We start from the raw sequence: 12,681 nt of genomic DNA on the forward strand, positions 1-12,681 counted from the left end.
CCGCCATGGCCACCATCGGGACCGCGCCCACGGAGAGCACGCCCACGAGGGCCGCGGTCACCGCGCGCGAGGCCTTGTTCCTGCAAGCTGTCATGTGTTGTCTCCTTTTTAGAAAGGAGGAGACAACGGCGACCAACATCCTGCCCCATAATCCCGACATGAGGGAGATGGCCCCCTCATGGATGTTCTGGAGGGCCATTGCGGGGCGACCCGTCGCGCCAGCGGGCTCAAAGAGAGAGCAGCATCTTTTGCGGACCCCTTACGCCACGTCTTCCAGCCAGGCGATCGTCTCTCGCGTCTTGGCGAGCGTCACCTCGGGCAGCCCCACGGCAACGTCGGCGTCGCTCGTGAACTCGTACATGGCCAGGTTGCCGTCTGTCGTGTTGGTGGGCAGGCCCATCTCGCGGAGGGCAGCCCAGTACCCGGCGTTGCTGACTTCGCGGCCGTCCACGATGTAGTGCCACTGGCTGGCAGAGGTGCCGCTGCCCGTGTAGTAGGCGCTCGCACTGCGCACCACCCCAAAGGAGCCGTCGGCGGCGACCCCGACGAAGAGGGATTCATCCCCCTGCCGGTTCACGTGGATGTACGTCCTCGAGCCGTCCGGCGAGACCGAGAGCTCAACCCGCGGATAGCCCACGCTGAGAAGGGTCGAGCCGCCCTCCCAGGACAGCCTCGTCGCGTCCGCCGCCTCGTCGTACTCCCAGACCTGGACGTGGTAGTCGTCCCAGGCATCCGGGTAGCGCTGGGCAACGCCCGGCCTCGAGAAGGCGGTGACGAGCCTCTCCTCGCCGTCGCCGAAGTCGATCACCCCGGCGAAGCAGGTGCCCACGAGCCAGTTGGCCGGCTCGACCGCAAAGCCCCAGTCGCGCACGCCGCTCACCAGCTGCGCGGTGCCGTGGCCACCCTCGAGCTCCCTCACCTTTGCGAGGAAGGAGCCGTACCGTCCCAGGCGCACGGGTTCCGGAAGCCTCCCCATCCCCAGGACCTCCGCATGGAACACGGAGACCATCTTCGCCGTCTGGTCGCGCTGTGCGGGGGACTGCGGGAAGGCGCGCGGCGCGCCGGCGGAGAGGTCGCCGGAGACGATGCCCTCGCTCACGGCCCAGGCCATCCCCTCGCGGGCAAACCCGGAGACCGAGCCTGCGTCCACCATGCCCGAGAGCGCCGAGTCGTCGGCGGAGACGTCCTCGCGTGCAACGTTTCTCGCGTAGCGCATGAGCATGGTGGCCAGCTGCTCTCGTGTGACCGGGTCCGCCGGGCCAAAGCGCCCGTCCTGGTAGCCGGTTACGACCTCGGTCTCGCGCGCCCAGGAGACGGCGTCCGCGTAGAAGGACGCGTCGGAGTAGTCGCAGTCCGGGAAGCGAGGCGCATCCGCGGACGGCGCGGGCTCGCCCGCCACGCGCCAGAGGATGGTCGCCACCTGCGCGCGGGAGACGGGCTCACCTGGCCCGAACGACGTCTCGGTGAGGCCGGTCATGAGGCCCTCGGAGGTGACGTACTCGACGTAGCCCTGACGCGCCGCCCAGTCGACCACCGAGACGTCCTCGAAGCCGAGGTACCCGGCTCGCGCGGTGACCGGTGCCGCAAGCAGGAGCGCCGCAAGCGCCAGGAAGGACAGCGGACTGCCAGCCCTGCGACTCATCTCTCCCCCTCTCTGTTGTGCCGTGCAGATGCCCTACTCGCCTCGCATGTGCCCTCGGATCGCGGGGCTACAGCGGCGTCACGGTGCTGTTGCTGACGATGCAGGAGCGCCTCGCCCAGTGCGTGAGCGGGTTCACGAAGACGCTTGCGCGCACGACCACGGGAACGTTGGTGGGCATGGGGTAGTACTCGCCGTCCCAGATCTGCACCTCGGTCACGTTGGCGTAGCGCGCCTGTCCGGAGCCCTCGTCCATGACAAAGGTGGCGGGGCGATCCAGATGGAGCACGTAGAAGGGCGTGCGGCCCATGGTGGGGTGCTGCCAGGACTCCTCGGAGACGACGCCCGTGAGCATGACGAGGTCGCCCGTGCGGTACTCGGGCTGCAGCTCGTACCCAAGCTGCGGGACGATGACGTCGCGGTGCGCGATTGCCATGATCTTGGCGAGCTGGCAGCGCTGCGCCGGTCCCCGCGGGTTGGCGTAGGTTCCGTCCGCGCGGCTCTCGCCGCTGATGATGCCTCGCTCGACGCACCACGCCAGCTGGTCCTCGCAGGAGCTGGAGACGAGCCCCGCGTCCACGAAGGGAAGGGCGCCCGAGCTCGAGACGTCGGCGCCGACGCTGCGGGCGAAGTCCGCGACCATCTTGGCTAGCTGCTCGCGCGTGACGGGGTCGCCGGGGCCAAAGCGGCCGTCCTCGTAGCCGGAGACCACGCCCTCCGCGCGGGCCCAGCGCACCGCGTCGCCGTAGAAGGACTGGTCCGAGTAGTCGCAGTCGGGGAAGCTCGCGGACCACGCGGACGGCCTGCCAGCGGCGCGCCAGATCACGGTGACGGCCTGCGCGCGGCTTACCGTGCCGCCGCCGTCAAACGTGCCGCTCGCGTTTCCGGTGATGAGGCCGTGCTCCACGGCGTAGCGCAGCGTGCCGTCCTGGGCGTACCACTCCCAGCCCCCGACGTCCGGGAACCCCAGGTACGAGGCGAGGGCCGGGGCGGGCGCCGCCAGGATGACGGCCAGGGCCGCTACGGCCGTGAGGAGCGTCGAGAGGAGCGTGGGCCTGAGGCCCCTGCCCGCGGAATCCGTGGCGTGCATGGCGGACCACCAATCGCGTCAGGTTGCTTTAAGCAACCTTATCCTGAGGGGAGGGTCGCTCCGTTTCGGGCGCGTGAGCTTCGGCGGGCGGGGGACGCCCCTCGGCGGGCGGGGGACGCCGCGCGCCGACGTCTCTTTCGCGTGACCCCGGCTCCGCCCTGCTGTGCCCCTCCCTCGCCCGCGCGCTACCGGCGTCGGTGCAGCAGGAAGTCCGCGGCGGAGACTATCCGTATCCCGTCAACGTCCGTGGGGTAGCTCCCCCGCATGGTGACGACCACCTTGGGCCAGGCGTCCCGCACGGCGCGCAGCGGCGCCAGCTCGCGCTCCATGGTGGCGGGGTCGGTCATGTCCTCCGTCACCTGCACGTAGACTCGCTCGCCCCCGCGCGTGGCGACGAAGTCGACCTCGCCGGAGCGGAGCTTGCCCACGGATACCTCGTATCCGTCGTAGAGGAGCTGGAGGTACACGATGTTCTCGAAGACGAGGCCCTGGTCCGCGTCGCGGTAGCCGCCGAGGAAGCTCCTCAGGCCCACGTCCACCACGTAGTGCTTGCCCCCGGTCTTGAGGAGCTCCTTGCCCCTGATGTCGTAGCGCCTCGCCCGGTAGAAGAGGTAGGCCTCCCTCAGCGCGGAGAGGTAGGCGTCCACGGTGTCGTTCGCCGTGCGCAGGCCCTCGGCCCGGATGGTCCCGGCGATGCTGTTCACCGAGCTCTCGTTGCCCACGTTGTCCGCGAGGAAGGAGCAGAGGCGGCGCAGCAGGTCCGGGTTGGTTATCTGCCTCCTGCCCCGGCGCCGCTCGCGCTCCAGGATGTCGCGCACGATCACGGTGTCGTAGAGCGACCTCATGTACGAGCGGTGGGCCTCGGGGTCGGGCTCCGAGAGCGCGAGGAAGGGCAGGCCGCCGTAGCGACGGTACTGGTCGAGCACGGCCTGCAGGGAGCCGTACCCGCCGTCGCTGAGCCTCACGAGGTCCGCCTGGGCGCTCCCCGCCCCGAACCACTCCATGCCCCGGAAGTCCAGGTACTCGGAGAAGGTGAGGGGCAGCATCTCGACCTCGACGTAGCGCCCCGTGAGGAACGTGGAGAGCTCGCTGGAGAGGAGGAAGGCGTTCGAGCCCGTCACGTAGATGTCGCAGTCGAGGTCCACGCGCAGGGAGTTGATGGCCCTCTCCCAGCCCTCGACCTGCTGGAGCTCGTCGAAGAAGAGGTAGGGGCGCTCGACCCCGGACGCCCTCTCCCTGACCATGGCGTAGAGGTCGCGGTAGCCCCCGATGCCGTCGAACTCCATCGACTCCATCTTGAAGGTGAGGAGCCTCTCCTCGGGCACGCCCTCGTCCGCCAGCCTCTCGCGCACCATGTCGAGCAGCGTCGACTTGCCGCATCGGCGCACGCCGGTGACGACCTTGATGAGGTCCTGGTCCCTGAAGCGCAGGAGCTGGTCGAGGTACTTCTGTCGGATGATCACGGCTGCCCCCAATGTGAGAAACTCGCTGTCGGTGCAGATTTTTCACATGATAGCCGATGGCGGGATTTCGTCTCTTGAGAAGAGCGTCTCTGGGCGATTCCGTGCGACTGATTGACCATGTGAAAGATTTGCATCTGAGTCAGGTTTTTCACATTGACTAAATGCTGACCATGTTCACAGGAACCGAAGGGGCGAATCGATGATTCGGATTCGGCGCCATCTCCCTTAAAAGGAGACCGGGCAACCGTGGTGGGCGAATCGTCCACACTCGTTTCTTACGAGGGTTCGAGGGATAAGGTCGGATAATATGAATATCCTCTACCCGTATGATGAGCTGCAGGTTTATCGACGAGAGACTCGTTTCGAGCGCTGCGGCCGGGATAACCCCGGATAAGTCGGACGTGACATATCCGAGCTCCCATCCCCGGCTTCCGCCATCGGTCGTATATCGAATCGCTCGCCCCTTTCTCAGCTTTGCGAGGAGGTTCTTCACCTTGTTGCAGCGCTCCTCGTCGGAGAGGTCGGTGGAGAGGGCGGGAAACACGACGCTGTCGATTTCCGAGTGACTTGCCCTGCCGCTCTTCGTAAGGTAGTCCGTGATGAGCGCGTAGCAGTACTCGTTCACCGGCGTCCAAGGACTGTTCGGCGTCTCCGAGAGGGTCGCCCAGGGCAGGCTCAGGGAGCTGCTCTCGCTCGACGCGAGGGTTGTCAGGGTCAGGGAGGGGCGCTCCTACAGGTACCTCCTGGGAGGCTGACGATCGGGCGTTCGCCGAAACGCCGAACGGTTCGCCCGGGCGCCGAAGCGTTCGCCGACGGGTGCGGCGGAATCGTGTCCGGCCGAGCCTCGCCCTCGGAAAAGGGCCGCGGACAGGACGGGATAAGATGCGTCCGATTCTATCCGCCGCCATCTGGGCCGCGACGCCAGAGACGGACTTCTCGACGGAAAGCCCGCAGCCCAGCATGGGCTCGGTGGCTATCCGACTTATCCGGCCTGAACCCTCGGCCCCTGCGCGGGGCGCACTTGCGTGACTGGTCTGCCCTGGCGGCGCGACAGCAGCCAGGGGGGCGCTACACGCAGTGGGCCATGTACAGGGGAAGGTACTGTCGGCGCCCCTCGGAGCGGAGCTGCTTGGGGTGCAGGACTACCTCGTCCCCCACGCGCGACCCGTACCGCCCGCGGAAATCGTCGAGCGAGACCGTGCTGTAGCTCTTGGTGGACTTGACCTCGACGGGGCTCACGCGGAGCTTTCCCCCCGCGTCCGAGAAGCCGCGGGAGACGAGGAAGTCGACCTCCCTCGGGCGCGGCCTGCCGCCCTCCCTGGTCGCCGGCTCGCTCCACGCGTGGTAGAAGAGCGCGTGTCCGGACGCGCGGAGCTGCTGGGCCACGACGTTCTCCGCGATCATCCCGCGGTTGACCGAGACCCTCCCGAGCTGGAGGTCGCGGTGGACCCCCATGGACTCCGGCCCGTCGGCGAAGGCGTGCGACACGAGCAGGCCCGTGTCCGCCATGTAGCACTTGAGCGAGCTGGCGTCCTCGTTGAGGCGGAGCCCCACCGAGGGGTCCGTGCACAGACGGCACACGTTGGCCACGTGGGCGTCCGCCAGCCAGTCGAGCGCCGGCTCGCAGTCCTCGTAGCGGGCGCCCCCGCCGAGAGAGGAGAACTTGAAGCGCTTGGACGCGGCGGAGAGCTGGCCGGGTATCGCCTGGAAGATCGCCCGAGCCCTCCTCGCCTCCGTCCCCCCGAACTTCGAGATGTCCTCGAGGTACAGGTCGAGGATGCGGCGCTTGACCCGCTCGCAGGGGAGGAAGTCGCGCTCCTGCGCGAACGCCTCCACGGACTGTGGCATGCCGCCCACGATCATGTATTCGTCGAAGAGACGCATGAGCCTCGCGTGGACGGGGTCGGGGAACGGCTCCATCGCCTCCCTCGCGCGCCTTATCTCCTCGGCGTAGAGGTCGTTGCCCGTCGCCCAGAGGTACTCCTCGAAGTCCATGGGGTTGAGCTCGAGGCGGTCCTCCTCGGAGGGGATGACGATTCCCGCGACGTTCCTCCTTATGGACACGAGGGAGCCGGTCTCGACGTAGTCGTAGCGCCCGTCCGCGACGAGGTGCTTGACGTACTCCCGCGCCAGCGGGAAGCGCTGCACCTCGTCGAAGATGACGACCGAGCGCCGCTCCGGTAGGCGCGTCCCGTACAGGAGCTGCAGCGTCCTCAGGAACGTGTCGACGTCCTCGCGCTGGTCCCGGAAGAGGTCGAGGGTGGCCCTTCCCGCGACGGAGAAGTCGATGTAGAGGGAGGCCTCGTACTCGCGCTCCGCGAACTCCCTCACCAGGGTCGTCTTTCCGACGCGCCGGGCTCCCTCGACGAGCACGGCGCTTCGCCCGCCGGAGGTCCGCTTCCACTCGAGCAGCCTCTCGTAACACTTCCTTCTGAACACGACGCCTCCCCGGGACACAAGAATCATCCACCTTCGAAAGGCATGTTAGCAGCAGAATCAGCCGGTTTCAACGATCTCAAAGACTGCAGAATCAGCCAGTTCCGACAGCGGGGCGCGAATGCCCGAGAAGACGGCGGCAGGGCGCTCGGAAAAGCGGCTGGCGGCCGGCGTGAAAGGGGGAGTTGGCGAGCGCCTCCCGGACCACCCCGTGCAAGGAGCCAAGGGCGTTGCCGCCCTGCCCTCGTCGCTCGTGACCACCCGGTTGCTCCAGCGCCCATCTCCCCTAAAAGGAGACCGGACAACCGTGGTGGGCGAATCGCTCACACTCGTCTCTTGCGAGGGCTCGAGGGATAAGGCCGGATAATCTGAGTATCCTCTACCCGCATGATGGGCTGCAGGTTTATCGACGAGAGGCTCGTTTCGGGCGCTGCGGCTGGGATAACCCCGGATAAGACGGACGTGGCTTATCCGAGCTCTCTCCCCGGCTCTCGCCATTGACCGCAAATCGAATCGCCCGCTTATCCTCAACTTTGCGAGGAGGTTGTTCACCCTGCTGTGGCGCTGTCCGTTAGAGAGGTCGGCGGAGGGGACAGATGGAATTCCGAAGCGCTCGTAGGCCGTCTCTTGACCTACGAGCCTCAGGCCGAAGGCAAGCTGATTGGCCGCTCAATCACTGCGGATGAAAAGTCATTTTATATTACATCAGATGTCAGAGATTTACCGAGCATCTGGTAAAATGCGGCCAACCTCAATCTCGATGAATGATTTGTTGATAGGGGTGAGAACAATGAAGCTCTTGAGCATCACGGTGGGAGGCTTCAGGAACCTTTCGAGAACCACGCTGAGGTTCCCCGGCATCATCGCCGCGGTCTCCCCGAACAACTTCGGGAAGTCCAACCTCCTCGACGCCATCGCCTTCGCCTCCGACTTCATATCCTCCAGCCCGAAGTCCAGGGACGCGATGATGGCGAGGGCGGACGCCATCCCCCTCGTCACGAGCATGGCCTCGGCACCATACGAGTTCCTCGTCGAGTTCGAGGACGAGGGGGCAGACCCCGAGTACCGGGTGGTCCGGTACGGGTTCTCCCTCGTGTGGGCGAGAGACGACGGGAGCGGGCGCAGGATCGTCGACGAGACGCTGCAGGCCTCTCCCGACGGGAAGAGGTGGACCTCGTTCCTGAGAAGGAACTCCGGGCAGTACCGCAAGAGCAAGGAGACCAGGTCCTTCAGGAGGGTGTCTCTCGAGTCGAACCAGCTTGCCATCGACGTCCTGACCGCGATCGACGACATCGAGATCAACCACACGGTCAAGAGCATCCAGACCCTGTCGTTCGCGATCTGCTCCTCCCTTGACGCCAGCCAGAGGTTCGACCCCCTTCCCGTCGACTTCACCTGGGAGAGGCTCTCCGACAGCGACCTGGTCCTCGACGACAGGGACCTCCCGCGCGCCCTGTACCGCCTCAAGACCATCGCCCCGAACCGCTACCAGGACCTCCTCTTCGCGATTCACACGCTCTTCCCGAGCTTCGCGAGCGTCTCCGTCGACGCCTACGAGGTCAAGCAGGACGTCCACGACCAGCTCAGCGCGACCTTCGAGGGAGACGAGGGGGTCGACGTCCCCCTTCGCATCCGAGACGAGATGTACCGGGTGACCATTCGTGACGAGCACCTCAACCAGCCGGTCGACGTCTCGCGCATGTCCACGGGGACGAAGAGGCTCATCTGGCTCGTCACGAACGTCATCATCGGGGGAGAGATCGGGGCGGGCTGCGTCGCGATCGAGGAGGTCGAGACCAGCATCCATCCCAGGATGCTCGAGGAGCTCCTCGAGACGCTGGACGAGAACCTTCGGGAGAGCTCGCTGATACTCACCAGCCACTCCCCCTATCTCGTGCAGTACCTCCGCCCGGAGAGCCTGTACGTCGGGGTCCCGAGACAGGACGGCGTTGCCTCGTTCAGGAGGATAAGGCCGGGCGCGGTGGACGAGGTCATCGAGAACGCCCGCAGCCGCGGGATGGGCTACGGGGACTACCTCTTCGACCTCATGTCGGGCGGCGACGACGGCGTCAGGGCCCTGTCGGAATACCTGGAGGCATGATGCGTGCGGAGAGCTACGGCGCGGGCGCCGCGTTCATCGTCGAGGGCCAGACCGAGGAGGAGTTCTACCGCCAGTACCTCTTCTGGGCATGCCGCAACCACCCCGGGTCGTACGTCCGCGAGGGCAGGGATCACGGGGAGGTCTGCTACGTCGTCTGCGATGGGGGCCGAGAGACGCTAGTCAAGTTCATGTCGATGAACTCGATCTCCCAGATAACGAACTCCGGGGCGTGGTTCCTTCGCTCCTGCGTCGCCCGGCACCTGGGGATTCCCTGGCATGTGTTCCTGGCATACGACACCGACGGGCACTCGGCCCCGGTGTCCCAGTTCCAAGAGGGGGACTGGGCCGCTCTGCGCAGAGAGATTGGATCGTCGGCAGCGTCCGTCACCGACCTGGCCGCGGAGGCGGACATAGAGGACGTGATGCTTCTCGACGCCGACGGCGTCCTCGCCTTCCTCGGGCTCCCTCCCGACACGAAGGTCCCCTCAGGGGGCAAGGGGAAGTCCAAGATGAGGACGCTCCACAGGATGGTCTCCGTCCGCAACGCCTATCACGAGGGCTCGAAGGCGAGGCCTCTGATTAGGTCCCTCGATATGGGGCTCATCGCCTCTCGCTCGCCGATTCCCTTCGGGGCCATAGACGCGGCGATCTGGCCCGAGCGGTAGCGACGGGCTCAGACGACCTCGCCCCCGAGCGCTCGTGTAACTTTTGGTCATCGGAAACTTACATCAGAGTCCTCCGAGACAGGAAAAGCCCAGTTGGCATTTCCCCCTCGAGCCTGACGTGTAAGTTTTCGCTGACATCACGGTTCAGCACAACCGCTCCGACCAGTTCCTCCCGCAAGCTCCTGCGGGAGTCGACGACGGTAGCCTGGGGATGCCCCTCCGGCATCCCTTCGACAAGGGTGATCGCAACCAAAGGGCCCCTCTCGCTCCCTGGGGACCTCGGAGAGGGGGGCGGTTCTGGTGGATGGCGAGGTCGGCGATCTCCCTCAGAGTCATGTCTTCGAGAGGGTGAAAAACCCTCGGCTGATCACGTGTCGCTGCGCCCCGCGCGATCTAACCGATCGGGTCGAGGCCTACCCTCGAGCCCCATCTTCCTTAAAAGGAGACAACACATGACAGCTTGCAGGAACAAGGCCTCGCGCGCGGTGACCGCGGCCCTCGTGGGCGTGCTCTCCGTGGGCGCGGTCCCGATGGTGGCCATGGCGGCCGGCGTCAACGACGGCGCCAGCCTGATGGCTTCTGTTGAGGAGCAGACCGCCTTCGCTCAGTCCACGGTTGTCCTCAGCTCTGACACCTTCACCTACAACGGTGGCAAGCAGGCCCCCACGGTCGTGAGCGTGACCCCGCGCGGCGGCGCCACCATCAGCGACGTGCAGACCAGCGACAGCTACAAGATCTACTACGTCACCGCCGACGCTGAGGGCAAGCCCAGCGACAACAAGGTCGTCCCGGTCGATGCCGGAACCTACTACGTGGTGATCGAGGCCGTCGCCGGCAACTACGAGGGTGGCAAGGCAACCGCCAAGTTCTCCATCTCCGGCAAGAGCCTCGCCGGCGCCTCCTACTACGAGGGCACCGACGTGACCGACACCACCATCGCCTACACCGCAGAGCCCGCTGACATCAACTTCATCGTCGGCGGCCACAAGCTCATTGAGGGCGTGGACTATACGGTCAAGTACTACACCCAGGGCCAGGACTGGAACGACACGTCCCTGGGCTCCGAGACCGCTCCGACCGATTCCAACCTCGCCAACGGGAACAAGGGCTATTACGCCCACCTGACCGGCATTGGCGCCTATGCGGGAACCACCGCCGACGTCAAGTTCGACATCGATCGCTGCAACCTCTCCACGTCCGACGTCTACGTCCCCGTCATCATCGGCGCCAACACCGCCCTTCCGACCAAGCCTGAGACTGTTAACGGCTCCGAGGCTCTTGCTGCCGAGCTCAAGCTCGTCTGGCAGGAGGACGTGCCCGCTGGCATTGGGTCCTTCACCGCTCAGGTTGTCCCCGACACCGCCGATGGCACCGATCCGAACTTCCGCATCGACTCCACGGGCGTGAAGCACATCGCGGTCGACAGGGTCGCCACCGGCGTCAACTTCACCTACAACGGCGAGGCGATTCCCGAGACCATCACCCTCAACACGGAGAAGGACAACTTCATCCACGACAACATGTTCGGCGCCACCTATACGGACGCCGACGGCAAGGCTGCTGACGTCCCCGCGTCCGCTGTCAAGAAGACCGTCACCGATGCTGACGGCAACGTCGTGGCGACCAACATCAACGCTATTAACTACCTCCCTTACGGCACCTACACCGTTACGCTTACCGCTCTCGACAGCGCCGGCCACACCTATGGCGGGAGCGTCCAGTTCAAGGTCGTCGTGACCTCCGGCACCCTCGACTGCGCGACCTCCCTCTACGTCTCCTATGACGGTAAGGTTGTGTCCTCCCCGTTCGAGGGCGTGTATAACGGCTCCGACTATGGCACCAAGTTCTCCGTCGCCCTCTACGACGGCGATGACCCCGTTGCCGCTGGCGACTACGCCTGGCACTTCGAGGACGCCGAGGGCAAGACCGTGACCCAGGTCGTGAGCGCCGGCTCCTACAAGATTGTTGTCGAGAGCGACAAGTACCAGCTCGAGAACGCCACCTTCGATATCGTGATCTCCAAGGCCGAGGTCCAGGCCATCCGCATCGCTCCCGGCACGGGCAACGGCAACCTCCAGGCCATCAACGGCCGCTATGCGCTCCCGTACAACAACGATGGCACCATCACCCCCGCGTGGGAGTACACCACCGGCGAGCGCGACGCCAACGGTGACCTCATCTGGGTTTCCTACACCAACCCCTCTGACATGGTCGCCCAGAACAGCGTTCTGACCGTGACCAAGGACGGCGAGGAGATCAAGAACATCCGTGAGGTCGGCGACTATGTCGCTACTCTCACCGCCACGGACACCCTGTTCGCCTCCAACTTCAGCTTCACCGCTGAGCCCTACAAGTTCTCCGTCGCCGAGGGCCTTCGATTCCTCGACGTTCCCACTGACGCCTGGTATTACGAGACGGTCGAGAAGGCCGCCCAGAACGGCTACATCAAGGGCTATGACGGCACCAAGCTCTTCGGGCCCGCTGATTCCATGACCCGCGCCGACGTCGTTGTCGTCCTCTACCGCATGTCCGGCTCTGACGTCAGCGAGTTCGTTGACTACGACGAGACCAACGGCTGGGTTACCGGCTTCGAGGACGTCGATGGCAAGATGTACTACGCCGAGGCCATCGCTTGGGCCGAGCACACCGGTATTGTCACGGGCTACGAGGATGGCAACTTCGGGCCGACTGACAAGGTCACCCGTGAGCAGTTCGCGACGATGCTCGCCCGCTACGCTGACAAGGCTGGCAACTACGAGGCAGTTGACACCGACGCGGTTCTCGGCGAGTACCCCGATGGTGATCAGGTCTCTGACTTCGCTGATGATGCGGTCGCGTGGGCCATTGAGGAGGGCGTGATGGGCAAGGACGACACCCTTCGTCCGGTTGCCGAGATCTCCCGAGCTGATGTCGCCACGATGGCAGTGCGCTACCAGCCCGAGAAGCTCTAGACTCTGGTTGTTTCGCCTAGGCTGATCTGAAGCTACTGCGTTAGAGGCACAGATTGCCCGCCCCCTCAATGGGGGCGGGCTCACGCGAGGGCTCTTCAGCATACAAGAGCCTTCGTGTGAGCCAAGAGGCTCGTGCAGGCTGTCGCGCGCAGGCAAGCGTGGCCCGGCCCCCTTCCTTCGAGCTCGCACTCAGGAGGGGGGCTTCGCGTCTGAAACGATATATACGTCGACGCCCTCCCTCCCGCTCGCACGGGAGGGAGGGCGTCGACGTTTGGGATAAGTTTGGAACCAGCAGGAGATTCTCGCGGGTGGTTCAGGCAGCCGCCGGTAGCCGAG

General features: G+C 65.5%; 8 protein-coding genes. 3 read left to right on the forward strand and 5 right to left on the reverse strand.

Translation table 11 applies throughout. From position 1 onward, the window contains the following. Window positions 1-259: 259 nt before the first annotated feature. The 5 genes from B5F79_RS10545 to B5F79_RS10565 form a co-directional block, all read right to left on the reverse strand. Window positions 260-1,642: an S-layer homology domain-containing protein gene (locus B5F79_RS10545; RefSeq protein ID WP_087221373.1), complete on the reverse strand. Its 1,383-nt coding sequence runs from the start codon at window positions 1,640-1,642 to the stop codon at window positions 260-262. Window positions 1,643-1,709: 67 nt separating this feature from the next. After that, on the reverse strand, window positions 1,710-2,729 hold the full coding sequence (locus B5F79_RS10550; protein ID WP_087221376.1) for an S-layer homology domain-containing protein: 1,020 nt from the start codon (window positions 2,727-2,729) through the stop codon (window positions 1,710-1,712). A gap of 185 nt (window positions 2,730-2,914) precedes the next feature. Next, the gene (locus B5F79_RS10555; RefSeq protein WP_206391124.1) at window positions 2,915-4,192 is read right to left on the reverse strand and encodes an ATP-binding protein; all 1,278 of its coding nucleotides are present in this window, start codon (window positions 4,190-4,192) and stop codon (window positions 2,915-2,917) included. A 157-nt stretch (window positions 4,193-4,349) separates the two neighbouring features. Beyond that, window positions 4,350-4,817 carry a hypothetical protein gene (locus B5F79_RS10905; protein ID WP_143786299.1) on the reverse strand — a complete coding sequence of 156 codons (468 nt, stop codon included), beginning with the start codon at window positions 4,815-4,817 and terminating at the stop codon, window positions 4,350-4,352. A gap of 443 nt (window positions 4,818-5,260) precedes the next feature. Then, entirely contained in the window at window positions 5,261-6,631 is a 1,371-nt protein-coding gene (locus B5F79_RS10565) for an ATP-binding protein (protein ID WP_241147322.1), read from the reverse strand. A gap of 787 nt (window positions 6,632-7,418) precedes the next feature. Between B5F79_RS10565 and B5F79_RS10570 the strand changes: the two genes are divergently transcribed. The 3 genes from B5F79_RS10570 (at window position 7,419) to B5F79_RS10585 (ending at window position 12,345) form a co-directional block, all read left to right on the forward strand. Further along, a complete protein-coding gene (locus B5F79_RS10570; protein WP_087221388.1) occupies window positions 7,419-8,729 on the forward strand; it encodes an AAA family ATPase in 1,311 nt (436 codons plus the stop codon). Then, complete coding sequence (locus tag B5F79_RS10575; RefSeq protein WP_087221391.1) at window positions 8,729-9,394, forward strand: hypothetical protein; 666 nt, start codon at window positions 8,729-8,731, stop codon at window positions 9,392-9,394. The genes B5F79_RS10570 and B5F79_RS10575 overlap by 1 nt, the downstream gene beginning before the upstream one ends. 452 nt (window positions 9,395-9,846) lie before the next feature. Next, window positions 9,847-12,345 carry an S-layer homology domain-containing protein gene (locus B5F79_RS10585; RefSeq protein WP_087221396.1) on the forward strand — a complete coding sequence of 833 codons (2,499 nt, stop codon included), beginning with the start codon at window positions 9,847-9,849 and terminating at the stop codon, window positions 12,343-12,345. Window positions 12,346-12,681: the final 336 nt, after the last annotated feature.

The sequence above is a fragment of the Olsenella sp. An285 genome (assembly GCF_002159625.1).
Taxonomy (GTDB): domain Bacteria; phylum Actinomycetota; class Coriobacteriia; order Coriobacteriales; family Atopobiaceae; genus Thermophilibacter; species Thermophilibacter avicola.